We start from the raw sequence: 25,132 nt of genomic DNA, 5'->3' as shown, positions 1-25,132 counted from the left end.
TCTTTATCTCTCATAGATTTCATCAAAAATTCCGCCATCGGCGAAGTGCTTTTTCTGCACCTCATTCCATCCACCGTATTCACTGATATTTACCAGATTTACGCTCAGGTCAAACACATCCCTGTGTTTTTTCAGAATTTCCTCATTGGTTGGACGGAAATAATTCTCTGCTTCAATTTCCTGTGCTTCGTGGGAATACAGATAGTTTAAGTACTCAGTTGCCACTTCTCTTGTGTCTCTGTAATCTACTACCTCATCCACCACTGCTACCGTGGGCTGTGCCAGAATGCTGACACTGGGAGTAACGATCTCGTACTCATCCGGGTAATCACGCATAGAAAGATAGGCTTCGTTTTCCCACGCTACCAGCACATCGCCCTGTCCGTTTTCTACGAAAGAAGTGGTTGCACCTCTTGCACCGGAGTCCAGGACTACTACATTCTGGTAGAGCTTCCTGATGAAATCTTTCATCTGTGTCTCATCTCCGTTGTATTTCTTATCTGCATAAGCCCATGCTGCCATGTAGTTCCATCTGGCACCTCCTGAGGTCTTGGGATTCGGAGTTACCACTCCTACCCCATCCCTTGTCAGGTCATCCCAGTCCTGAATCTTCTTTGGATTTCCTTTCTTAACCAGGAATACGATGGTGGATGTATAGGGAGAACTGTCATTGTCGAAGTTATCTATCCATCCTGCCTTGATCAGCCCTGCGTTCTCTATGGATTCAATATCATATTCTAACGCCAGTGTCACTACATCTGCATCCAGTCCGTTGGCCACTTCCAGTGCCTGCTTCCCGGAACCGCCGTGAGACTGTGTGATCTCCACATCCTCTCCGGTTTTCTCCTTCCAGTGCTCCTGGAATATTTTATTATACTGTTCAAACATTTCTCTGGTAGGGTCGTAGGAAACATTTGTGATAGATACTGTTTTTCCAAAAGCCTGTACCGGTGTCAGTGCCAGCACAGCTGCCAGACTCAATGCAAATATTTTTCTGATCATGTTTCATCTCCTGAGCATTTCCGTGATTTTTTCAGTCTCTTCTTTGGGATTTTACACCAATACAAGTTCTTCCTTCTCAGATTCTGTTCCTTCTATATGGAAGGAATTCAGAACCGGATTCTCATTGTCCATAAGGGAAAGGATCATATAGCTTGCTGTGCTGTCATAAGCCAGTCTCTTATCTTCTTCGGATGGTCTGGATGGACTTTCCGGATGGGAATGCCAGTTACCCAGAGGTACCAGACCGTTGGCACGCATATCCTTAACTGCTGCCAGCTGCTCTTTTGGATCCAGTGAAAAATGTTCATTGGAATGATCAATATTTGTCAGGCAGTAAACCTTTTCAATAAATTTGTCCTTACCTTCCTTTTTTCCTGCGACCAGTCCGCAGGCTTCTTCCGGAAGATTTTCTCTGGCATGCTTTAAAATTATTTCGTAGTCACTTTTTGACATTGTAATCATTATTTACTCTCTCCTGATTCAGTTCTTCAGAAAATATCTACAGACCGTTCCATATCCTCTCAGATCTCACAATCTCTAAACATTCCCTACAGAACTCCGTCACATTCTGCCTGCTCGTAATCGATCAGTTCGGTAATTGTAGGATGTTCTCCACATACCGGGCAGTTCTTTACATGCTGCGGAAGTTTGATCTTACGGAACTCCATGGTAAGCGCATCATAAGTAAGAAGATATCCTGTAAGAAGATCTCCAACTCCAAGAATATACTTGATGGCTTCCATTGCCTGAAGGCTTCCGATCACACCTCCCATTGCTCCGATGACACCAGCCTGTTTACAGGTAGGTACGGCATCCTTTGGCGGCGGATCTTTGAATACACATCTGTAACAGGGTCCTTCTCCCGGAACATAAGTCATAAGCTGTCCCTGGAAACGAAGGATTCCTGCGTGAGAGAATGGTTTCTTTGCCATAACACAGGCATCGTTGATCAGGAATTTCGCCGGAAAATTATCGGTTCCGTCAATAATGAAATCATAATCCTTGATCAGATCCATGATCGTTTCAGAATCTACAAAAGTCTGGTAAGTTTTTACTGTTACATCCGGATTGATAGCTTCCATAGATTCTTTTGCAGAAAGAACCTTTGGCTTTCCCACATCCTTTGTTGCATGAATGATCTGTCTCTGCAGATTGGAAAGATCTACCTCATCTGCGTCTGCAATTCCGATGGTTCCCACACCTGCTGCTGCAAGATAAAGGGCTGCCGGTGAACCCAGTCCACCTGCCCCTATGATCAGGACACTGGAATTGAGCAGTTTTTTCTGTCCTTTTGCTCCAACCTCTTTCAGAATAATGTGTCTGGAATAACGTTCGAGCTGATCATTTGTAAATGCCACTATCTTCCACCTCCCATAAAGTACAGAAATTCAACACTGTCTCCTTCTTTTAATGCATAGGTATCAAATTCTGCTTTGTCGATGAAGTCATCGTTTACTGATACAGTTACATACTGAGGAGTTTCTACATCCTCCTGTACGATCAGTTCTGAAACTGTGATTGCATCTTTTACTTCTTTTTTATCTCCTGCTACTGTGATAACCATAACATCTGTTCTCCTTTATTCTTATAAATTCTGATCAATAATTTCTTCCAGTTCTGCAGCTTTCTTTGCTCCTGTCAGTCGTTGGATCTGTTCTCCCTCTTTCAGGAAAATCAGGGTCGGTGCTGACATAACCTTATATTCCTCTACAAGCTCCTGTTCGTAAGCTACATTTACCTTTCCAACAAAAATCTGATCACCGTATTTCTCTTCCAGCTTTGCAAGCACCGGAACCATTCTCTTACATGGTACACAGCTGTCAGAATAGAAATCGATCAGCGTCAGTTTTCCGGACTGGAAAGCTTTTTCCTTAAAAGTCTCACCACTTAATCTTTCTGCCATGATCCGCTCCTGTCAGTCTTCCACTTTCTTTACATAGAGTGTGTAAGTTCCGTCTTCGTTATCATCCAGCTTCAGGATCTGATGTCCTTCTTCCTTAATACTTCGGGGTACGTTCTGTACCGGTTCCCCGTCATTCATTCGGATGGATAAGATCTGTCCCTCATCCAGCTCTTCCAGCGCTACCTTTGCCTTTACAAAGGTTACCGGGCACACAACATCTGTAATATCTACAGTATCATCAATTTTAATCTCACTCATTTTCATATGCCTCCAGGATTTCTTTATTAAATTTGTCCTCACCTACCCGGTCGATGGTAAATTTCAGTCGTTCACCGGCATTTGCATTCTTCTCGAAGAAATTAATGGCTGCATCACAGACTTTCAGAAGTTTTTCATGATCCTCAATAAACGGGATCACTGTCTTTCCTCTATTGATGTGGTTTCCGAAGATTCCTCCGAAAGAAACAATATATCCGTGAGTATTGTCATAGGCATCTGTAGGACAGGCTTTGGTGCATCGTCCGCAGAAATTACATTTGGAAGAATCAACGGAGATTTTTCCATCTTCTAATATGATTGCTCCTTCTCGGCAGGCTTTTACACAGACACCACACTGGATACATTTCTCTTCCTGCCATGCTACTTTAATACCGCCCTTGATTCCTACGTCATTCTCTTCTGCTTTTAAGCAGTTATTATGACATCCGGTAACACCGAATTTGAATTTATGTGGAAGCTCACGTCCGAAGTATCTCTCGTCCAGCTCCTCTGCCAGTGTATAGGTATCAATACATCCGCTGGGACAGATAGCCGCGCCCTGACAGGCTGTGATGGTACGAACTCGTGGTCCGCATACACCCGGAACCACATTTCCCTCTGCCAGCGCTGCTTTCACTTCATCAATCTGATCTAACTTGATAAAAGGAATCTCCACACCCTGACGGGAAGTAAGATGTACATAGCCCTCGCCGTATTTCTCTGAAACCTCAGCTACCTTTGCAAGCTGTTTCGCATCCAGATGTCCGCCAACTACGCGGATTCTTAATGAAAAATTATTTTTCTGTTTCTGGCGCATGAATCCGCCTTTTTTTAATGCTGCATAATCTGCCATTGTCCTCTTCCTCCTGTAGAACGCCTTTCATTCTAAAGATAAATCTATAAGGTTATTTTTTATTTTCATAGTTTATTGCTAGGTTTTGTATGATATTACACCACCTGACATAATTTGTCAATAAATATCTGAAAATAAATACATCTTTTCTACTACCTCTGCGAAATTGCCTCTGCGAAATCCCGGATCAGATCCTCTGCGTCCTCAATTCCTACGCTGACACGGATACTATCTTCAAATACTCCTGCCGCTTCCCTGGCTTCCCGGTTACTGTGAAGATAGATCGTAGATGCAGGATGGATCACCAGAGTCCGCACATCGCCGATATTAGTGGCAATCTTTACATATTTCAGCCTGTTGATCACAGCATAGGCTCTCTCCCTGGAACCGGCACGGATCGTCAGGATCCCACCGCCTTTGTTTCCAAACTGATCTCCGGCAATCTTATGGTAAGGATTTGATTCCAGCAGCGGATAATTCACTGTCACCCCGTCCAGCTGCTCCAGTGCCTGTGCCAGAGCCAGCGCATTGCTGCAGATCCGTTCCATACGCAGTCCCAGGGTCTCCATTCCGATAATATTCAGATAAGCATTCACAGGAGCCAGACAGCCTCCCATATTCCGCCAGATTCCATTACGCAGCTTTACCAGATAAGCAAATTTACCAAATTTTGCATATTCTTTCATACCCGGATATCTTTCCGGATCCCAATGAAAGGTTCCTCCGTCCACGATAATTCCGCTGATAGCATCACCACTTCCATTGATATATTTAGAGGTAGAATGTACTACCACATCTGCACCATATTCCAGCGGCCGGATCAGATATGGGGTTGCCGTAGTACTGTCCACGATCAGAGGAATTCCTTTTTCATGCAAGAAATCCCCGGTTTCTCTTATATCCATTACATTCAGTCCCGGATTACCGATAATCTCTCCGAATACCACTTTGGTTTTTTCTGAGATCAACGGTTCTAGCAATGCTTTTTCTACCCTAGGGATAAGCTTCACTATAATACCAAAGGCCTCCAGATCATGAAGCAGATCCAAAGTGCCTCCAAACAGGCCGCTTCCGGCGATCACCTCATCTCCTGACTGAAGAATATTCAGCAGAGACAGGGTAACTGCAGACATTCCGGAGGAACAGGCAATCGCTCCCATTCCGCCCTCCAATTCATTTACCCTTCGCTCAAAAGCATCCACTGTAGGGTTTCCTATCCTTGTGTAAGCAAAACCCGGTGCGCGGTTCTGAAAAACCTTCTCCAGCTGCTCCGATGATTCATAAGAATAAGCATTACACTGGCTGATCGCCGGCACTGTAGCTCCGGCTTCATAACTTTGCACGGATTTTCCATGCAGTAATCTGGTCTGAAATTTCATGGCACTCTCCTTTATACACTCAAACAACATATCAGACAACCCCTTTTTGAGTTATCTTCCCTGTTCTCTTTTCATAGTTATTTGATATGAATAATAGTATATTTGTAGTTTCCGGAAATGTCAACGTCATAGCTTATACCTGCTTTTTATAATTTTATATAGTTTAAAACTATATAAATATAAAAAAGAATCCTGCTTGCAGGATTCTCCGCCTGCGACGGGTCGCTTCAGCGACATAATTCCTCTCCGTCGCAGTTCGATCCTGCCCGGAGGGCTTTTTTGTGTTATAGGAACATTACGGAGTAATTTCCTATAACATAAAAAAGCGCCATTGCATTGCCTGGTTGGCAAATGCAGCAGCGCCTTTGTTTCTTATTTTTACAGTTTCCTATTTTTATACAGAAGCCTTCTCCATTTCTTTCTCAGGAAAAAGCTTTCTGAAAATGAAGCGAACCAGCGGACCGGCATAAAAAATCTGCCAGAAGAACGCCATCGGGAAATTCATTGCTGTTGTCTGAAGCCATGTAGGGATAATCTGGCTTACCGGTGCATGTTTGATCAGCACAGTGGCTGCAAAGCTCATGCACGGACACATAAATGCTACAGATACTGCAGAAATTGCAAGTACCAGGTGGAACGGATTATCTCTTCTCATATCCACAATACCAAATGCAATCTTCTTTGCAAGCCCACCGATGATAAAGAAATCAAGAATAAATGCAATCGGTCCCATAAATGTCAGTTCATGAAAAGCTAGCAGAAATGTCTCATTTGTCATTGTCCCTGTATTCAATACAATGTTGTAGCAGATCATGGCATAAACCATCACAAATACCATGATGATCGTAAAAATTACTTCCTGAAACTTGTTTTTTGGCATAAAAAATCCTCCTTAGATAGTGTGTGAATAACATAAACAGAAATTTGTGTTGTTCATAACCATCCAGGAGGATGTACCGTTTCCAATATAAAACCAAATATCTTTTTTCTTAAATTTACCGTTGATTATTATATGGATTCCGGATACAAAAGTCAAGATTTTTTTATAAATAAGGTGTCCCGGGGATCTCCGGGTAGCTGCCCATTGCGATCAGAAGCTCCAGACCAATCTGTCTGGCATTCAGTACTGCTGTTTTTGCAGCGCTGGCATCTCCGGAAACAGCCAGTATCACCTCATTGGAATGACTGGTTCCTCTGTCAGGTGTCATATATCTTGCAATAGAAAGGGACGCCGACTTCATTGCAGTATCTGCCATTACCAGCCCGATTGCAGCCGGAGAACCAGCCATAAAACCAAAGGCTTCTCCCATAGGTACTCCAAAAGCCTTATTCAGAGCCTGTCCTGCACTGGCGGAATAAGCAAACTCCAGATGACCGCTCTCACTGATATAGACCTCTCCTGCATATTTATTAGTAAGCTCCAACGCCATAGATATAGCATGACGCACATCGGAAACATCAGAGCCTCCAAGAACAATGTAGTTACCATGGCCGCCCCAGCCCTTTGTATCCCTTGGTAATTCTATGGAAAGAACCTCCGTGTTAGTTGCTTTTACCGCATCATCTATAGCAGTCAGCTGCCCTGCTGCTCCTGTACGGGAACTAAACAATCCCAGGCAATGATACTTCGTTCCTACATTCATCTCTTTAAGCAAAGTATCATCAATTCCAGAAATCACCAGTCCGATGGTATCCAGAACTGCTGTGCCTACAAATTCACTGCGCGTACAATGTGTACTGATTTCATGTACATCTATCATATAAAATTACCTCTCTGACTATCATATTTTCCAAATAATAAAAGCCTTTTTCATTTATATTTAGCTTACCATGTTCACATCTGATGTGCAATGAATTTTCTTAGCAGATTATTTTTATTACTATTTATTGGTAATATCCCGCAAGGTATTTTTTGTGAGCGAAGGTCACAGAAAATCCGAGACATACTGCGCGAATTTATGCGATTAGCATAAATTCTGTGCATCGCAAAGCGTATTGCTGTGAACGAAGTGAACAGTAATTATTTTTCAATATGCACTGCACCAACTGCGCGGATATTCATTGGATATACGTTTTCTTTTCCTGCAAATTCAGAAATATAGGAAACATAGTTCTCTGTCTCTTCCTCCGGCACTACGCACATAATAACACCGGCAAATCCACCGCCATGGATACGGCAGATACCTTTGCCCAGCTTCTCAAGGAAAAGGTCTGTCAATGCAAGTGCAACAGAAATCTTCTGCTCTGTATATGCCTTAATCGGATAGCAGTTCTGAAGCAGTTCCCAGGAAGATTTTCCGGATTCGCTGAGAAGCTTTAATACTGTTTCCCCGTCTTTCTCTTCCACTGCTTTTGCAGCCTTTTCTACTCTTTCATTCTCCTTAAAGAAATGGATTGCTCTTAAGATTGCTCTGTCATTGTCAATCTTATCCATATTTGCAAGCACTTTATCAAGAGTTGTCTCACAGAGAAGCTCTGCTCCTGCTGCCTTTGCTGCTTCCTTCATTTCCATAGGGATTTCAGAGTACTCTGCACTCAGATCAGCATGTCCTTTTCCTGTATTTACGATCACAAGGTGATGGTTATAATCATGGAAAGAGAAGTTTACTTTCTCATATTTCGGGTTCTCTCTGTCAGAGAAGTCAAGAAGGATCGGGCCACCGACTGCACATGCAAGCTGATCCATTAATCCGGAAGCTTTCAGCCAGTAAACATTCTCAGCATACTGTCCTGCTTTTGCATAGTTGATATATGTCATTGCACCATCATTGAAGAAATAATTAATGATAGAGCATACAAGCATTTCGAAAGATGCAGAAGAACTTACACCTGCTGCACGGATTACGTTTGTTGTTACATAAGCGTCAAATCCTGCTACTTTAAATCCGAATTTCTGGATTGCGTCCACCATACCAGCTACAAGAGATAAAGTTCCCTGAGCCTTCGGTACACTTGAAAGATTATCAATATCTACAACAACTTCTTTATCATATCCTTCACTTGTAATATGAATAATATTACTGTTATTCGGGTAAGCTGCACCGATGGTATCCATGTCAATGCTGCCTGCGATCACGCGGCCGCCGTTATGGTCTGTATGGTTTCCGATGATTTCTGTTCTTCCCGGTGCTGTGAAAAATTCTGCTGTATCATGATGGTAAATTTCTGCGAAATGATCAGCTACAGCCTGAAAACGTGCTACTGATTTCTCTGCTTCTCCGTAAATACGTGTTAATTCATTTTTATTTGGAATATTCATTGTAAAAATCCTCCGTTCATTTTTCCGGTCTGACTGCCGTTATGCAATAATATTGCATAAACCCGGCATCAGACATGAATATGTGTATGAAAGTTTGGGAGCAGCCTTATTTCGACTACACTCTTGAAATCCAGTATACTTTATCACAATAGAAAAATCCTTGATAATCTGAGGAGAAAATAGTAAAATCTTGCGTTTATACCAAAATACGTGTACAATAAAATTATTATACACGTACAGGAGGATACACATCCAATGGCAGAGATCATAACCGACAGCTCCCAGAAAGAACTGAAGAAACACGGCAGTGATGAGTTTCCGCTGCTGGTAAGCTATGAGAAACTTTCCGGTTACAAATCCGGCTCCTTTCTCTGGCACTGGCATCCCGAGATAGAGATCACTCTTGTACTGGATGGACAGATCCTCTATAAAGTAAACCAGTGTACTTATCACATGAAAACCGGGGACATCCTTCTGGGAAACGCTAATGTTCTTCACGCAGGTTTCATGGAAGATATGCATGACTGCAAATATGTTTCCATCACCTTTCTGCCCAAGATTATCTATGGTTCTTACGGAAGTATCCTGCGCAGGAAATATGTGGAGCCATTTTTACAGAATTTCTCACTTCCCGCAGTCTACGTGGATCACTCTCAGCCCTGGCATGAAGTTTTTTCCGAATATGTAAGAGAAATCATAATTCTGTATGAAGAAAAAAAAGAATTTTACGAACTGGATATCACCGGAACTCTGCAGAAGCTGTGGCGCTGTATGTTGCAGAATCTCCCGGAGAACCTCCCCTATACGGAACACAGCAAACTGGAGCGCAATCGTATGCGTGAGATTATGGATTATCTGGAACACAATTACATGAATAAAATCCAGATGAAAGATATCGCAGAGGAGATCCACCTCTGCGAGAGTGAATGCAGCCGGTTATTCAAGAGATACATGAATGTATCCCTGTTTACATTCCTACAGGAATACCGGGTGGAACGGAGCCTTGAATTTCTCCTCAGCTCCGATGACAGCATCATGGAAGTCGCCCAGAAATCCGGCTTCACAGACTCCAACTACTATGCCAAGGTATTCTCCAGAGTAAAGGGCTGCAGCCCGCAGAAATATAGAAAACAGAATATAAAGAAAGATATGTGAAGCTATACTTTATGCTTCTTCCACGATCTTCAGATTCCAAGGCAGAACAGTAATGCTTTCTCCATCTTGTACAGATTCCTCTGAAAACAGTTCTGTTCCGTCCGCGCCATGATATACAACATTCTGTTCTTCTGCAGAATAGTTCAGGATATATCTGACACATTTACCCAGATCATTGGTTCCTTTTCTCACGATCACCGGCCAGCTATACTCCGGAATTTCTACTTCTGCGCTGTTAAGTGCTTCTGTGAGTACTGCTTTTAAGGTGTTGTTATCTGTCATACAGCCAATGTAAATGGCAGTTCCTTTTCCATAATGATTCTTTGTGATCGCTGCGTATTCCTTCCAATTATAATGGTCATAGGATGCAAGTACTTCTGCTTCCTGTGGCATTAATAATTCCATGAATACTTTTGCTGATGCTACAGATAAATCTGCATTTTCTTTTGCTGCATTTCTTCCATCTATCTCAGCTACAGCGTTTTCCCGGATAATGCTTCCAGTCAGTCCGACATTCTTCGGGAAGGTAAACTGCTGGTAGTTGATTCCGAAACAGTTACTTAAAATATGGGGCTGCATTTCATGGCTTACTTTAATATTCTCATTTGCAAATGCCGTCTTGAATGTTGCCACCAGAGTGCCGCCATCTGCCACGTACTGATTCAGTCTCTCCAGAAGTTCATCCGGCGCAGCATAGAGTGCCGGGACAAAGATTGCTTTATACTGATCCAGGTTATCTGATTCCGGCCATACAAAATCACACTCAATATTCATCTTAAACAGTGTGTCATAAAGCCAGCGGACAACATCATTATATCCAATACCATGATCTCCTGCTGCAGTTGCTTCAATTCCAAACCATTTAAGAGCTGTTAATGCTTCATTACTTACAAGAATGGCAACATCATTTTTCTTTTTCAGATTTACCAGATGGCTTCCAAGCCTGGAAAATTCATTTCCGATGATGCAGGCTTCACGGTATGGTGCATTCTCCTGCATGTCATGGCTGAGAAGTCCTCTCCAGTATGTCTCAAATGAATTATGAATAGAATGCCAGTGCCAGTACATCACACTGTTTGCGCCGTTTGCCAGATGACTGTATGCCTGAAGTCTAAACTGTCCCTTATAAGGAGTCCATCCCGGATAACCCTGAGCTTCTGTTTCCAGAACAAGATAGTTATCTCTCTTTAAAGAACGTGTCATATCACCGCCAAATGCAATCTCTGCCCCTGTCAGGTCATCCTGTGTTGGATGATAAATATCTGTGCCTGCAATTGTCAGGGCTTTCGCTGCATGATAATGGTTTACATCCGGCTGTACTCCATAGGAATATCCCCGCCATTCAAAATCAAAATTATGAGTAATAAACTGATCTTCTCTGCGGTATTCATTTACGATATCTGCCTGCCAGCTTAAGAACTCATCTACCAGTGTTCTCTGGAACTTCTCAAATTCCGCGCCAAGGCTTCCATTAATCGTTCCTCTTACGTCCGGGAAATCCTCCCATGCATTGATACGGTTACTCCAGTAATCCAGACCAAATTCATAATTCATGGCATCCAGATCATTGTTGAATTTCTTACGAAGATATTTTACAAATTTCTCCTGAACATTTTTACCTGCTGTTCCGTAATACTTTGTTTCATTATCTACCTGGAAACCAATAACACATTTTCTGTGTGCAGTGCATTCCATTAATTTACGGATCACACGCTCCGCATAGAAACGATAGACCGGATGAGTGATGTCCATGATCTGACGGGCTCCGTAGATTCCTCTGCCCTTTACAGTTTCTGCCATAACATCCGGATGAGACTTCACCATCCATGTAGGGATCGCATATGTAGGAGTTCCGATGATCACATTGATCCCGGCTTCCTCCATAGCGTCCATAACACGTTCCACATGCGAGAAATCAAAAACACCTTCCTGTGGTTCACAGGTACTCCATGTGGATTCTGCGATCCTTACTGTATTGATCCCTGCTTTTTTCATCATTGCCACGTCCTGCTGCAGGCGGTCATATGGCATATATTCATCGTAATATGCTGCTCCGTAGAGAAGTTTCTTCATTAATAATATCCTCCTGACTGATACTCTGACTATAACATTTCTGTCAATTTTTCTCTTATATTAACCGAAATCTGCAGGATATGATATCACTTATCTCGGGTAAATATCATTTCTCTCAGATAAACATTATTTATTGACTTTGTATTCTTTTTTTATTACTCCATAGAAACAGTATTCTGTTCCAGATATTTCTGCAGAGAAGATACATACAGATTTCCTACCTTGCTGAGAATCGAATTCTTTCTGGTAATATAGCCGATCTCCATATCACTGTTCTGGTTCTGCTCGTCCCCTTCGAAAGGAATTGCCAGATAGTCACTGCCATTCAGCTCCTCACAGATGATTCCGGAACACAGGGTATAGCCATTGAGTCCTACCATCAGATTCAGCATAGTTGCACGGTCCGAAGCCTTAACTGTTCTGGAATATTCATTGGTAGACAGAATTTCCTCTGACAGATAAAAACTGCTCTTGTCTCCCTGTTCGAAGGACAGACAGGGATATTTTGCCAGCTGGCTGTAGCTGATAGATTTCTCATTTGCCAGCGGATGATTTTTCCACAAATATACATATGCCTGACAGTCAATCAAATGATGAAACTCCAGATTCGCAGAGTGGAGAAGCTTTAACAGTGCCTTTCTGTTGAAATCACTGAGGTAGAGTACTCCCACCTCGCTTTTCATGGTGCTGACGTCACTGATCACATCTGCAGTCTTTGTCTCCCTGATGGCAAATTCATATTCCGACACATCAAACTTCTGCACCATATCCACGAATGCTTTCACTGCAAAGGAATAATGCTGGGTGGAAACGCCAAATTTCTTCTTATAGGAGCCACCCTCACTGTATTTCTCAACCACACTCTCATACTGTCCGTATATCTGACGGGCGTACATCAGAAATTCTGTCCCGTCATTGGTCAGTGTCACACCACGGCCGCTGCGGTTGAATATAATGATTCCAAGCTCCTTCTCCAGCTCCTTCACTGCATTGGTCAGAGACGGCTGGGAAATATACAACGCCTCCGCAGCTTTATTCAGTGAACCGGTTTCGGAAATTGTGATGATGTAATTCATCTGTGTTAATGTCATATGGTTTCTCCCTTATATACCATTAATTTCTTTCTATAGCAATCCTCATAAATAATTCATCTGAGACAATTCTGCTAAATTGATTTCATTTTACCCATATAATTATTTTCCTATTTGTGACACTACCAGTGGCATAAATAGTTACTTCAATAATTTTACTATATCTTCTCAGGTTTCTCAACATTGCAATTTCTACAAAAGGGAAACATAAAATTACAATTTACTATGTGCCTCAAGTTTTTTGTTTTTATCAGTCTGTAAGAAACCGGCAATGATAAAAACTAACAATTGTATCCTAAACACATATAGGATACAATATCAGTAGATAGCACAATTCCCTGAAGAATTCATATAATGGAGAAATTATCATGCAGATAAAAATAGATCACTCCCTTGCTACACAGATTGTCAATACTGTCAAAGACGTATGCGGCCAGGATGTTAATTTTATTGATCAGTCCGGGATTATTTTTGCCAGCACTAATCCGGAAAGAGTTGGAACTTTCCACGAAATCGGGCAGAAAGCTGCAGCCACAGGAAATACTATCGAAGTATCTTCTGACAATAGCTTCTACGGCAGTCAGAAAGGGATTAATATGCCAGTTTACCATAACCAGTCTTTACTGGCTGTGATCGGTATTACCGGTGAACCAGATACCGTGAGAAAATATGCCCATCTGGCAGAACGCATCACCAATCTTCTAATCCGCGAACAGGAGCTGAATATGATCAGCCGTAATCAAAATGATAAACGTCAGTATATCATCGATTCTCTGATTCGTAATCAGAATCTCAATATGGAATATATCCAGAGTCTCCTGACAGAGTTTTCTGTAGATGTTCGAACTTCCAAACGACTCATATTACTACAGATAAATGCAAGATATAATATGGCTAATTTTTCACTTCTGGAACAGAAAGTAACTCAGATGTTTTCCATTTTTCCTCTGAATTTATATGCCTTTCATTATCCAGATGAGTATCTGGCAGTTGCAGATTCTGAACTTTTTGACAGAAAATCCTTTATACTAAAGCAGTTTGCCGCAGAACAGCAGAAGCTTCTGAAAATCGCAGTTGGAAAGAGCACTTCCATCTATCAGCTGGCAGAATCTTATTCTTCCGCTGTGACGGCTTTGAAAAGCATAACTAATCCTGACAAAAATTTTGTAATGTATGATAATCTCACGCTGGAACTCCTTCTCTCCGGATCAGGGAAACAAGAAAAAGAAGAGTTCCTCTCCCGGACTATCACAAATCTTACCGGAGAAGAACTCAAAATTATAACCACCTATTTTGATCAGGATATGTCTCTGCATAATACCTGTGAAAAGCTTTTTTTACACAAAAACACACTTCAATACAAACTCAATCATATCTACAGAAAAACCGGGCTGAATCCACGTAGATTTAAAGATGCCGTTCTTCTGTACCTGGCTGGGAAACTGTAGTATCAGAATTTGATATCTTTATATCAGATACACAATTACCGCCACAATTGTACTCGTAAGACCAATACATGCCTCAAACGGAATCAATTTCATTCTTTCCTTAATATTCATTCCTACAGAACCACCTGTCGCGTGGAAAAAAGAACCATGCGGCAGAGAATCGATTACTGTTGCACCGGCATGAATCATGGCTCCTGCGGAAATAGCCGGAATTCCTGCATTTAACAGTGTTTGTGCAAAAGTCTGAGACGCAATGGTCGCACCGGCTGTAGTAGATGCAGTAGCTCCTGCCATCAGAATACCTGCAATCGGCGCAAGAATAAATGCCGGCATCTTCATCATTTCCAATAGAGAAATCACATCATACTGTAAAGCAGATGCTTTAATGATTCCTGCAATAGTTCCTGTTCCAATAAGAAGAATAGATACTCCTGCCACCTTACTAAGACCAAATTCTGCAAACTCACGGAATTGTACCAGGCTTCCACATGCAATTGCACACACCAGACCGCCAAGTGGAAGGGCAATCAATGGATCAATTACAATAGAAAATATCGGACGCAGTGCCAAAAGTATAATAACTGTCAGCGGACCTGCAAATGCCTGAATAAAAGTTGGAAGTTTTTTATTGTCTGCATGTTTTTCCAAATCCTGATCACTAACCATCGTTCCTGCTTTTTTTGACAGTATTGTTGCAATAATTACAGTTACAATTAATGCACAAACTGCCGGAATAATATTTTTTATCATCAGAGATGTAAGATCAACCTGGAACGCTTCAGAAACAGCTATTGTATTTGGGTTTGGAGAAATAATATTTCCTGCTTTTCCTCCACCAATCATTGCCAAAAGAAGAGAAGCTTTATTATATCCTGCTTTTTTTCCAATCGCCAGTGCAATAGGTGCTACTGTAATAACTGAAATATCCACAAAAACACCTACTGCACATATTACCATTGTTGCAGCCGCAACAGCAATAAGGGCTCGTTTCTCTCCCAATTTCTGTACAATTACTTCTGCAATTTTTTCCGCAGCTCCGGTTTTAATAAGAGTTCCCGCCAGAATACCGGAAGTCATAATTCTCAGTACAGAAGAAATCATACTCTGCGCTCCACTTACCATAGTATCGACAGTCAATATCAGATTTCCACTTCCGATTACTCCGCCAATAAGAGCACCCAAAATCAGGCTATAAGCGGGCTGAACTTTTTTTATGATCAGAATAATCGCAACTGCCATTCCAATCAGAGCACCTATGGTTGTAAAACTATAATCCATTCTTTATTTCCTCCTTATGTTCAGCAGACGAAATACCTGTTCTACCGTATCCGCCATGTTAGCCTTTGCATTTTCCGGTTTCATAGCATCTTCCAGAGTAGTCACTCCTCTTAAAATCGGGAAAAATGCATCAATTCCATTCTGATTGCAGGCAATGGCCTCTTTTGTAACACTTCCTGCAAAAGCAGTCACAGGAATGTTATGTTTCTTTGCCAGACGTGCCACACCTACAGGTGCTTTTCCCATGGCAGTCTGACCATCCAGTCTGCCTTCTCCTGTAATCACAATGTCAGCATTTTCCATATATTTTTCCAGAGAAGTTTCTTCCAGCACAATCTTAATCCCAGACTCCAGAACTGCATTGGTAAAACTCAAAAATGCAAATCCCAGACCTCCTGCTGCACCTGTACCTGCCTGATTGGCATTGACCTTTGTGCATTTTTTCTCTGCAAGTGCGGCATATTTTTCCAGCCATTTATCCATCTGCATAATCATAGAGGGAGTTGCCCCTTTCTGCGGTCCGAATACTGCACTGCATCCTTCCTCTCCACAGAGAATATTTGTTACATCACAGGCAACACGAAATTCACATTCTGCCAGTTCAGGCAGCACATATGTATCGGTAATCTCCTCCAGTACCTCCAGTCCTCTGGCACCAAAAGGAACCTGTTTTCCTTCTTTATCAAGAAAACCATATCCCAATGCCTGAAGCATTCCAATTCCACCATCATTGGTAGCACTTCCTCCAATTCCTACAATAAACCGGCGGCAGCCTTTGGAAATAGCATCTTTAATCACTTCTCCCACACCATAAGTTGTAGTATAAAGTGGATTTCGTTTCTCATCAGGAACAAGTGTGATACCTGCCGCACCTGACATTTCAATCACAGCGGTATGACTGCTTTCAATGATTCCATATTCACAATTCACCGGCGTTCCAAGCGGACCTGTAACCATCACATTCTGTATGATACCATTCATACCACTCACCAGTGCTTCCACTGTGCCTTCCCCGCCATCAGCCAGTGGTCTTACTATAATTTCTGCATCCTGACCATGAACTCTGCGGATTCCGTCAGCAGCAGCATATCCTGCTTCCATGGAACTCAGACTTCCTTTTAGAGAATCAATTGCGATTACTGCTTTCATTATTTTCTCCTTTGATTTTTCTCTTTGTATTCATTTTTATACAATTTCAGCATACATTTAGTATAGCGGTTTAGAGATTAGATTGATATATTACATGTAACATATTTATATATACTCTATGTGTTTTATTGTTATACATACCATTTACAATTATGTGGTAATCCGACGTATTACAGGAACATTATGGAGTAATTTTATGAAGTAAGGCAGCAATATTTCTTCTCGCTTCTGGTAAGACACTTAGTCACGTAGACACCGCAGGATACACAGCGTTTGGGCTTTCTGTTTCATTCATTTAAGACGGATGATACATATTATGTTCTTTCTCCAATTCTTTATAAAGTTGCATACAGTTCCAGTTCTGATTATGCTCCGTCAGAACCGCCTTGTAATCCACAGGTGTGCCTGCTTTGCGTAAAGTATAGAGCACCTGGTCAAACAGATTCCCGGTGATTCCTGCAAGGATCAGCATTTCCTTCTCCATCTGCTCCTGAGATATCAGTGCTGACGGAATCTGTACCTGGGAAACCTCTTTCACTCCTGCCAGATATCCGATTGGCTGACTATAGTCCTGAGGTTCTACAGTTTTTAAACGTATCTTAAAAGGCAGCAATGCCATTTTTAACTTACGAAGCTTCTGCTGATCCTGAAAATTTATTAATAAAATGCTTGGTTTCATATGGACAATCCTCCTACTATTCTGAATAATTACAGCTATTATACTCTCTTCCCCTGAACCTGACAATAACACATACTCTGTGTTTTAACCGAATCAAGTAAATCGTTACTGTTCACTCCGTTCACAGTAACGTAGCCAAAATTCATTCCAGATTGCCTGCGGGGGGGGTGCGAAAAGCATTTTTCAAACACACTCTAACAACTTCCGTGATCTTCCCGCAACGCAGAAAAACAGGCTTCGATATCTGTTTCATCGATGCCTGTTTTTTCTGTGTTACAATTTTTACATTACTCCACCATGCGGCTTTCATCCGCTTTATACTCAAAGAAATCAAAGTCAGCGCATTTCTTATGAAGCACACGGTCTGCGCAGGTAATACCTACCATAGTTCCTGTGAATTCACCGTATTTACAGTACTCATCCGAAAATCTTGTAGTATCAAAAATACGGCCAATCTTCTCATAACTTTCCCCATCATAGCTCCACTCAAACCAGGATCTTCTTCCTTCGATATAAAGGCGCAGATAAATGGGCTTATCCTCTACAGGGATTCTGGTATTCAGAAATTCTGTTTTCACACCATTTTCCAGATGGATAATGGACAATGCACTCTGTCCCAGAGTTTCGCTGTAATATTTGCGAAGATTGATATAGTTCATATTGTCATAATACAGGATCAGTCCCGCACTGTGCTGGTGAACTTCCGGCACAAATTCCATCTTTGTGGTGATTCTTGCATAAACACTGGTAAGCTTTCTTGCAAGAATGCTGACTTTATTCAGAGAAGTCCTTGACTCCTGCCCCCGAATACGGACATAACCTTTTCTTGCTTTTACATCAGCAAATCTCTGCGGCATAATGCGGGGTGAATAATAGAAATTGCCAAGCCCATCCCCGTCAAAATCATCAAAATCCGGTGTTTTCTCCACTGGATATTCCGGCAAAGAACTCTCAGGTACTTCCAGCTTTGCCAGATTACTGCCATCTGCCATACGCAGCCAGTTATCCTCTGTCCACATCATTTTCTGGATTGCAGTTTCTCTTCCCAGAGTACAGCGCAGTTCCGGTACAAAAGGTCTGGCACAAAGATGTACCAGATACACCTCACCGGTAGGAAGCTCAACATAGCTTCCATGTCCGGATTTCTGAAGAACAGAATCCGAATTATAATACTTCGGCTTCAGATGATCCGGATCCTGTCTCTCATAGGATTCTCCGGGTACACTGGTCACAATAGGATTCTTCGGGTCTTTTTCATATGGTCCCCAGACATTTCTGGAACGCCCCATGGTAACACAGTGGTTATATCCTGTACCGCCTTCCGCACACATAATATAATAATATTCTCCGCGTTTTGTTAGATGAGGAGCCTCGATGCAGCCTCTGTCTGTACCGCCTCTCCAGATTCTTTTGGGATATCCTACGATTTCCTGATTTTCCGGAGAATATTCCACCATACAGATTGCACCTGGTTTTTCATATCCTTCTCTTGTTTCCCATTCCAGCGAAACAATATACTTCTTTCCGTTGGTGTCATGAAATAAAGATGCATCAAATCCGGAAGAATGCAGATAAACAGGTTTGCTCCATGGGCCTTTCATATCTCTGGAACAGATCAGGAAATTGTCCACATCAAAATACCTGGCATTCATGGAATTCATTACACCATAAACTACATAAAACATATCCTCCGCTTCACAGTAAGTCAGACATGGCGCCCAGATTCCCTTGGCACTGGGAAGCTTCTTCAGATCTACTTCTTCATCATCTGTCAGCACATGTGTATATAACTCCCAGTTTTTCAGATCTCTGGAATGATAAATGGGGATTCCAGGGAACCATTCAAAGGTAGAAACTGCCATATAATAATCATCGCCTTTGCGGCAAATGCATGGATCCGGATTAAATCCCGGAAGTATTGGATTTTTTATCATTATATTTTCCTCCTTGTATCACTCCATCACAATCCAGCCAAGATTAAAGGCAAAACACCGTTTGCCTCAACCTCATTTTATAGTATTATAATAGCATACCTCATACAAATGTATAAGGTATAAAAAGAGCTAATATATAGGTCGATATTCTCTTTTTATAGTCAAGCGGATAAAATCATCCGCTTCGTTACCTGTTCATAACCGAATAACTACTCCGCATTTTATTCGGTTAAATTTAAAATTTCACGCTCTGATAAACCAGAATAAATACAGTATCTGCGAAAATCGCCATATAAACAGGGAGAATGATAAAAAATGAAGAGTAAAGAAATTTCACATGAGATTATAGATGTACCTGTTGATACCAATGTCAAATTCCGCACTTCCACTGATCCGGGAAGCTACATCCCCATGCACTGGCATCGTGCAGTTGAAATCATTTATATGCAGGAAGGTTCTCTGGGCGTAACAGTAGAATCTGAAAGCTTCACTATCCAAAAAGGGGACTGCATTGTGATCAATGGAAATGTTCTGCATTCTACGAAATGCACTTCGCCAAACACAGCAATCCTCCTTCAGATTCCTCTGGATTTTATGGAAAAATATATTCCTGATCTTGGACAGCTTATTTTTCTCTTTGATTTTCGTACAAAAGATCAGAGACAGCAGACCAAACAGGCTATGTTTAAAACCATTCTGGAACAGCTTCAGATCATTAACAATGTGCGCCCGGATGGATATCTCCTCCGTTTCAACAGCCTGATCTTTGAACTTCTGTTCCAACTGTATCACAATTTTGCCGTCAAAATCCTACAAAGCAACACCAGTCAGAAAAAAAAGGATATAGCCCGTCTGGAACCTGTACTGGACTATATTTCCGAACATTACAAAGCCCCCATCTCCCTGAATGAGATCGCAGAAGTCGCCTGTCTCCAGACAGGATACTTCTGCCGCTTCTTCAAGGAAAAAATGGGAATTACATTTCTCGAATATCAGAATGAATACCGCCTTTCCTTTATTTATCGTGATCTGATCACAACCAGAGATCCCGTTCATGTCATTCTGGAGCGGCATGGCTTTACCAATTACAAACTATTCCGCAGGATGTTCCTTGATCACTTCGGAAACACTCCCACTCAAATAAGAAAACAGCGGGAAATATTGTAATTCACACATTATTGTGGTAAAGTATTGTCGTGCTATTTTCCATATCAGGGAACGAAAATAAAGAGGAGGGAACTAATGAAAAATTTCTATTCGTGGTATAAAAAACATATTACCGCAGCAATCTTTACCGGACTGATCCTGGGTATCATTACCGGTCTGTTTCTGGCAAACCGTTTCGAACCGGTTCTTACTGTCACAAGTCTTATCGGAAGCATTTACATGAATGCTCTGAACATGATGATCTTTCCACTGGTCTTCTGTTCCATTATCATGGGTATCTCCAGCATCGGTAATGCCCGTACTACCGGTAAAATCACAGCCGGAGCCATGATCTTTTTCCTGTGCACCACAGCACTTGCCAGCCTGGCAGGACTGATCATCCCGCGGCTGATCCATCTCGGCGAAGGTGTTAAATTCGAGATGGCAACTTCCGACATCCAGGCAACTGAGATGACCAGCATTCTGGACACCATCAAAAACCTGATCCCATCCAATCCGGTTGCAGCTTTCGCAAACGGAAATATGCTTCAGGTACTTGTATTCGCAGTCATCGTAGGCTTCACACTTATCGCTATCGGCGAAAAGGGTACTGCACTTCTGAAAGTCATTGATTCCTGTAACGAAGTCTGTCTGAAAGTCATCAGCACAGTTATGTACTTCACACCTATCGGTGTATTCTGTACTATCGTTCCTGTTGTAGAAGCCAACGGTACAGAAACCATCATTTCACTGGCAACTCAGCTGATCATCCTGTATGTAGCATTCTTCGGATTTGCCCTGGTCATTTACGGCGGCTCCGTGAAATTCATCGGCAAAGAAAGCCCTGTGAAATTCTTCAAAGCAATGCTTCCTGCAGCTCTGAACGCATTCGGAACCTGCTCCAGTTCAGCAACCATTCCCATCAGCAAACAGCGTATGGAAGATGAAATGGGCGTATCCAACAAAATCACAAGTATCGCCATTCCTCTTGGTGCTACTGTAAACATGGATGCCGTATCCATCCTGATGTCATTCATGATCATGTTCTTCGCTAATGCATGTGGAATTAATGTAAGCATTTCCATGATGATCGTAATCCTTCTGGCAAACGTACTCCTGTCAGTCGGAACCCCTGGAATCCCGGGCGGTGCCATCGCATCCTTCGCAGCCCTCGCAACTATGGCAGGCCTGCCGGCAGGTGTTATGGGTGTTTATATCAGTATCAATACACTCTGCGATATGGGTGCTACCTGCGTTAACGTTATTGGCGATATGGCAGGCTGTGTAGTTCTGAAAGAGAAAATTAAGCTTGAGGATTAATACATAAGGAATACAAAAAAGTTGTTGTATCTTTTCATATTGGAAATGAAAAGTACAACAACTTTTTTATCACCCTTTAACAGCTCCGCTCATTAAACCATTCTCTATTTTTTCCTGGAAGAAAATATACGCAATAATTACCGGAATGGTTGTAAGACAAATTCCTGCCATGCTGGAACTATAATCTGTACTGTATTCTCCAAAAAATGCAAGAAGTCCCATAGAAATAGTACCTTTATCTTTATCAGAAATAAAAATAAGAGGAAACAACAGGTTATTCCATACCTGTATAAAATTAAAAATTGAAACACTTACAATTCCCGGAACTGACAGTGGCAAAATCATCTTAAAAAATACTTGATAAATATTTGCTCCATCAATTACCATCGCTTCTTCTAATTCTGTCGGAATTCCATTCATAAATCCAGTAAGAATCAAAATTGTCATTGGAAAACAAAACGCCGCATAAAGCAAAATCAATACCGGATAATTATTCATAATTCCAAGTTTTCCAAAAATATAAGACAACGGAATTAATACCGCCTGAATAGGAATCATCATTCCTGAAATAAACAGTAAATATATTTTTGATTTTCCGCGAAACTTAAATTTTGCCAGAACATACGATGCCATTGCTCCAAAAAGACCTGATATCGCAAGAGTTCCAACTGCAAGAATAATTGTATTCAAAAAATATCTTCCTATATTTCCCACATTCCATGCAGTTAAATAATTTTCTATCCGTAATTTCTTAGGTAAAGCAGTAAATGATGAAAATATTTCCAAATTTCCTTTAAAAGAACAGAAGATTGAAAATACCATCGGATAAATATTGATCAAAGCAACTATAATAAATATCAGAAATCCTATATAATACCCTGCGGAATGTTTTTTTGTTTTCATGATCTATCCCCCCTAATATTCTATGGATTCTTTCTGATTCATAAGTTTCAAACTAAAAATAGAAACAGCAGCACTTAATACAAAGATGACCGTAGCAATCGCACTTCCAGTTCCATAATGACCATATCTATAAGCTTCATTATACATTAAAAGTGCTGGTACAATAGTACAGTTACTGGTTCCTCCTGTAGGTGTCAGAATGTATACAGTATCAAAAATCTTTAATACTCCAGTGATCACCATGATCGTAGACATTTTTAATGGTTCCCAAAGCATTGGAATATAAAGATTCCAAATCTTTTTCCAGCCAGTTGCTCCATCTAATTCTCCTGCTTCCAAAACAGAATCCGGTATAGAAGTAAGACCAGCCAAACAAATGATCATATAATATCCTACACTGGTCCATGTACTGACAACAATCAGACATATCAAAGAAGTTTTAGGATTAACCAGCCACTGCTGAATATAATTTCCAAGTCCAATTTTAATAAGAAGACTATTCAGAATTCCCTTGTCAGTAGGAAAATAAATAAAATTCCATAACAATGCTACTGCTGTCACTGATAAAATCATAGGAATAAAAAATGCAGCTTTAAAAAATCTCTGTCCTTTTTTGAAATGATGGATCAGTAATCCAAGTCCAAATCCAATAGGAACCTGCAAAATAACACTTACAACAACGTAAATAAGAACATTCTGCAACGACTTAAGAAAAACTGCATTATGGAACAGATTACTATAATTCTTAAATCCTACAAATTTAAGCGGCACCGCCTGAAGCCCAGGCCAGTCATTAAATGAAAAATAGACAGACATAACTACAGGTATCAATTCAAAACAAAGATAGATCAATACTGCAGGTATCAAAAATACCGCAATAACTTTCTTATTTTTCCTTATTTTTTCCAAAATAACCCCTCCTCTTTTCTATTTTTGAGTAAACAAAAGGAAGGGTGCTCTCCCCCCTTCCTTTTGCTTTATCTGTCAGCTCTGTGGACGGTTTGCATCAACATCTGCCTGAATAGTCTGTGCTGTATTCTCAGCGGAATCAGACAGCATCATGTTCAAAATTCCATTTCTTGAAGTATCTACTAATGTAGAGCAGGTATCATAGTCAAAATATTCTCCTACAGAATCTGTAATAGTACCTGTATATTCAACCATATCTTTGAAAATCTGCGGTGCGTCTTCCGGTGCATCAATATCTTTATATGGAGCAACTCTCATCGCTGCATTCATACGTTCCTGAATAGACTCTTTAGATGTCATATATTTCACCAGTTTTAGAGTTGCCTCTTTTTCCTCATCACTCATAGTTCCTGAAAGCATCCATCCGGAAGTATATACTACATGTGTATCTTTATACTCTGGTTTATCTTCAAAGTATGGGAATGCAAAGAATGAAATATCATCCAAAATTTCTGATTCAGAATTAAACATTTCAGGAATGATAGGGCTGCTGTGAGAAATCATTGCTACTTCTCCGGTGAGGAACTGATTCATCTGAGTATTATAATCCATTCCTTCAAATCCCTCTGCAAAAGCACCTTTATCTTTTAAATCTTTTGTAATCTGCAGGCATTCTACTACATCATCATCCGTCCATTTTTTCTCGCCAGTACCCAATTTTATAATGCCATCTCTTCCGATTCTTTTAGCAAGAATATTATTAAAGATATGTCCCATAACCTAGGTATTCTTTCCGCCTACTCCAAACGGAGTAATTCCGGCAGCAACCAGCTTATCAATATCCTCATACAGTTCATCCATTGTTTCTGGAGTTTTCTCAATACCGGCTTTTTCAAATAAAGCCTTATTGTAGAAAATAGCATCCACATTCAGTTCATTTGGCAATGCATAGATTCCATCCACTCCATAAGCACTCAGATCATATGTATCTAATGCTCCATCCAGGAACGTGTTCTTCCATTCTTCATCTTCGTTAAGTGAATCTGTCAGATCCAACAGAACTCCATTCTGTGCCCATTCTTTCAGGCCGGCAATTGCCGGATAATAAAAGATATTTGGTGTTTCTCCTGTAGATAATGCAACTTTCAGTTTATTGTTATAAGCAGATTCCTCATAAACAGAATCGTTCTGAACTTCAATATCAGGATTTTCTTCCATAAATGCTGCAATCTGGTCTTCATAAACCTTTGCCATAGGTGTATCACCACTGTCACGGCTCATAAATGTAATCTTAACTTTATCTGCTGCAAATACCGGTGTAATAGATGATAATGCCATTGCTGCCGCTAATACAGCCCCTAAAACTTTTTTCCCTGTCTTCATATAAAAACCT

Annotated in this window: 25 protein-coding genes; 4 read left to right on the top strand and 21 right to left on the bottom strand. The window is 41.1% G+C overall.

Annotated elements, in window-relative coordinates; all coding sequences use genetic code 11:
* Window positions 1-3: 3 nt before the first annotated feature.
* The 11 genes from H8Z82_RS00780 to H8Z82_RS00730 all read right to left on the bottom strand — a co-directional run bounded on the left by H8Z82_RS00780 (window position 4) and on the right by H8Z82_RS00730 (window position 8,654).
* Window positions 4-1,002: a sulfate ABC transporter substrate-binding protein gene (locus H8Z82_RS00780; protein WP_186993954.1), complete on the bottom strand. Its 999-nt coding sequence runs from the start codon at window positions 1,000-1,002 to the stop codon at window positions 4-6.
* A 51-nt stretch (window positions 1,003-1,053) separates the two neighbouring features.
* Entirely contained in the window at window positions 1,054-1,464 is a 411-nt protein-coding gene (locus H8Z82_RS00775) for a M67 family metallopeptidase (RefSeq protein WP_173683686.1), read from the bottom strand.
* A gap of 86 nt (window positions 1,465-1,550) precedes the next feature.
* Window positions 1,551-2,360 carry a thiazole biosynthesis adenylyltransferase ThiF gene (thiF, locus tag H8Z82_RS00770; protein WP_173683679.1) on the bottom strand — a complete coding sequence of 270 codons (810 nt, stop codon included), beginning with the start codon at window positions 2,358-2,360 and terminating at the stop codon, window positions 1,551-1,553.
* Window positions 2,360-2,566, bottom strand: a complete 207-nt coding sequence (gene thiS / locus H8Z82_RS00765) for a sulfur carrier protein ThiS (protein ID WP_019163133.1) — start codon at window positions 2,564-2,566, stop codon at window positions 2,360-2,362. The genes thiF and thiS overlap by 1 nt, the downstream gene beginning before the upstream one ends.
* A 21-nt stretch (window positions 2,567-2,587) precedes the next feature.
* Window positions 2,588-2,905, bottom strand: coding sequence for a thioredoxin family protein (locus H8Z82_RS00760; RefSeq protein ID WP_186993953.1), 318 nt, complete (start codon window positions 2,903-2,905; stop codon window positions 2,588-2,590).
* Window positions 2,906-2,917: 12 nt separating this feature from the next.
* Window positions 2,918-3,163: a sulfurtransferase TusA family protein gene (locus H8Z82_RS00755; RefSeq protein ID WP_019163135.1), complete on the bottom strand. Its 246-nt coding sequence runs from the start codon at window positions 3,161-3,163 to the stop codon at window positions 2,918-2,920.
* Window positions 3,156-4,016, bottom strand: a complete 861-nt coding sequence (locus H8Z82_RS00750; protein WP_186993952.1) for a 4Fe-4S binding protein — start codon at window positions 4,014-4,016, stop codon at window positions 3,156-3,158. The genes H8Z82_RS00755 and H8Z82_RS00750 overlap by 8 nt, the downstream gene beginning before the upstream one ends.
* Before the next feature lie 152 nt (window positions 4,017-4,168).
* Window positions 4,169-5,395, bottom strand: a complete 1,227-nt coding sequence (locus H8Z82_RS00745) for an O-acetylhomoserine aminocarboxypropyltransferase/cysteine synthase family protein (protein ID WP_186993951.1) — start codon at window positions 5,393-5,395, stop codon at window positions 4,169-4,171.
* A gap of 394 nt (window positions 5,396-5,789) precedes the next feature.
* Window positions 5,790-6,275, bottom strand: a complete 486-nt coding sequence (locus H8Z82_RS00740; protein WP_019163139.1) for a DUF2798 domain-containing protein — start codon at window positions 6,273-6,275, stop codon at window positions 5,790-5,792.
* A 163-nt stretch (window positions 6,276-6,438) separates the two neighbouring features.
* On the bottom strand, window positions 6,439-7,155 hold the full coding sequence (gene pduB / locus H8Z82_RS00735; protein ID WP_019163140.1) for a microcompartment protein PduB: 717 nt from the start codon (window positions 7,153-7,155) through the stop codon (window positions 6,439-6,441).
* A 260-nt stretch (window positions 7,156-7,415) separates the two neighbouring features.
* Window positions 7,416-8,654 carry a galactokinase gene (locus tag H8Z82_RS00730; protein ID WP_186993950.1) on the bottom strand — a complete coding sequence of 413 codons (1,239 nt, stop codon included), beginning with the start codon at window positions 8,652-8,654 and terminating at the stop codon, window positions 7,416-7,418.
* Window positions 8,655-8,909: 255 nt separating this feature from the next.
* Between H8Z82_RS00730 and H8Z82_RS00725 the strand changes: the two genes are divergently transcribed.
* Window positions 8,910-9,809, top strand: coding sequence for an AraC family transcriptional regulator (locus tag H8Z82_RS00725; RefSeq protein WP_019163142.1), 900 nt, complete (start codon window positions 8,910-8,912; stop codon window positions 9,807-9,809).
* Window positions 9,810-9,818: 9 nt separating this feature from the next.
* On the opposite strand, the gene H8Z82_RS00720 is transcribed toward H8Z82_RS00725, so the two are convergent.
* Both H8Z82_RS00720 and H8Z82_RS00715 read right to left on the bottom strand, forming a co-directional pair.
* Window positions 9,819-11,882, bottom strand: a complete 2,064-nt coding sequence (locus H8Z82_RS00720) for a beta-galactosidase (RefSeq protein WP_186993949.1) — start codon at window positions 11,880-11,882, stop codon at window positions 9,819-9,821.
* 155 nt (window positions 11,883-12,037) lie between these two features.
* Window positions 12,038-12,973: a LysR family transcriptional regulator gene (locus tag H8Z82_RS00715; protein ID WP_186993948.1), complete on the bottom strand. Its 936-nt coding sequence runs from the start codon at window positions 12,971-12,973 to the stop codon at window positions 12,038-12,040.
* Window positions 12,974-13,341: 368 nt separating this feature from the next.
* On the opposite strand from H8Z82_RS00715, the gene H8Z82_RS00710 reads away from it, so the two are divergent.
* On the top strand, window positions 13,342-14,421 hold the full coding sequence (locus tag H8Z82_RS00710; protein WP_186993947.1) for a CdaR family transcriptional regulator: 1,080 nt from the start codon (window positions 13,342-13,344) through the stop codon (window positions 14,419-14,421).
* A gap of 18 nt (window positions 14,422-14,439) precedes the next feature.
* Here the strand turns inward: H8Z82_RS00710 and H8Z82_RS00705 are convergent, their stop codons facing one another.
* From H8Z82_RS00705 to H8Z82_RS00690, 4 genes are all read right to left on the bottom strand, one after another.
* Window positions 14,440-15,699, bottom strand: a complete 1,260-nt coding sequence (locus tag H8Z82_RS00705) for a GntP family permease (RefSeq protein ID WP_186993946.1) — start codon at window positions 15,697-15,699, stop codon at window positions 14,440-14,442.
* A gap of 3 nt (window positions 15,700-15,702) precedes the next feature.
* The gene (locus tag H8Z82_RS00700) at window positions 15,703-16,848 is read right to left on the bottom strand and encodes a glycerate kinase family protein (RefSeq protein ID WP_186993945.1); all 1,146 of its coding nucleotides are present in this window, start codon (window positions 16,846-16,848) and stop codon (window positions 15,703-15,705) included.
* Between the two features lie 295 nt (window positions 16,849-17,143).
* Window positions 17,144-17,527: a DUF3783 domain-containing protein gene (locus H8Z82_RS00695; protein ID WP_019163148.1), complete on the bottom strand. Its 384-nt coding sequence runs from the start codon at window positions 17,525-17,527 to the stop codon at window positions 17,144-17,146.
* A gap of 287 nt (window positions 17,528-17,814) precedes the next feature.
* On the bottom strand, window positions 17,815-19,461 hold the full coding sequence (locus H8Z82_RS00690) for a glycoside hydrolase family 43 protein (RefSeq protein WP_019163149.1): 1,647 nt from the start codon (window positions 19,459-19,461) through the stop codon (window positions 17,815-17,817).
* Window positions 19,462-19,776: 315 nt separating this feature from the next.
* Here H8Z82_RS00690 and H8Z82_RS00685 point away from each other — a divergent pair, with 315 nt between their 5' ends.
* On the top strand, window positions 19,777-20,628 hold the full coding sequence (locus tag H8Z82_RS00685) for an AraC family transcriptional regulator (protein WP_019163150.1): 852 nt from the start codon (window positions 19,777-19,779) through the stop codon (window positions 20,626-20,628).
* A 75-nt stretch (window positions 20,629-20,703) separates the two neighbouring features.
* Entirely contained in the window at window positions 20,704-21,927 is a 1,224-nt protein-coding gene (locus H8Z82_RS00680) for a dicarboxylate/amino acid:cation symporter (protein ID WP_019163151.1), read from the top strand.
* A 69-nt stretch (window positions 21,928-21,996) separates the two neighbouring features.
* Here the strand turns inward: H8Z82_RS00680 and H8Z82_RS00675 are convergent, their stop codons facing one another.
* From H8Z82_RS00675 to H8Z82_RS17650, 4 genes are all read right to left on the bottom strand, one after another.
* Window positions 21,997-22,830 carry a carbohydrate ABC transporter permease gene (locus H8Z82_RS00675; RefSeq protein WP_019163152.1) on the bottom strand — a complete coding sequence of 278 codons (834 nt, stop codon included), beginning with the start codon at window positions 22,828-22,830 and terminating at the stop codon, window positions 21,997-21,999.
* A gap of 12 nt (window positions 22,831-22,842) precedes the next feature.
* A complete protein-coding gene (locus H8Z82_RS00670; protein ID WP_019163153.1) occupies window positions 22,843-23,739 on the bottom strand; it encodes a carbohydrate ABC transporter permease in 897 nt (298 codons plus the stop codon).
* Between the two features lie 75 nt (window positions 23,740-23,814).
* Entirely contained in the window at window positions 23,815-24,516 is a 702-nt protein-coding gene (locus tag H8Z82_RS17655) for an extracellular solute-binding protein (RefSeq protein ID WP_186993944.1), read from the bottom strand.
* 3 nt (window positions 24,517-24,519) lie between these two features.
* Window positions 24,520-25,122: an ABC transporter substrate-binding protein gene (locus H8Z82_RS17650; protein ID WP_186993943.1), complete on the bottom strand. Its 603-nt coding sequence runs from the start codon at window positions 25,120-25,122 to the stop codon at window positions 24,520-24,522.
* Window positions 25,123-25,132 lie beyond the last annotated feature (10 nt).

This window comes from Blautia difficilis, assembly GCF_014297245.1.
In the GTDB taxonomy this organism is placed as follows: Bacteria; Bacillota; Clostridia; order Lachnospirales; family Lachnospiraceae; genus Blautia_A; species Blautia_A difficilis.
This window is presented reverse-complemented; position numbering and strand designations above follow the sequence as displayed.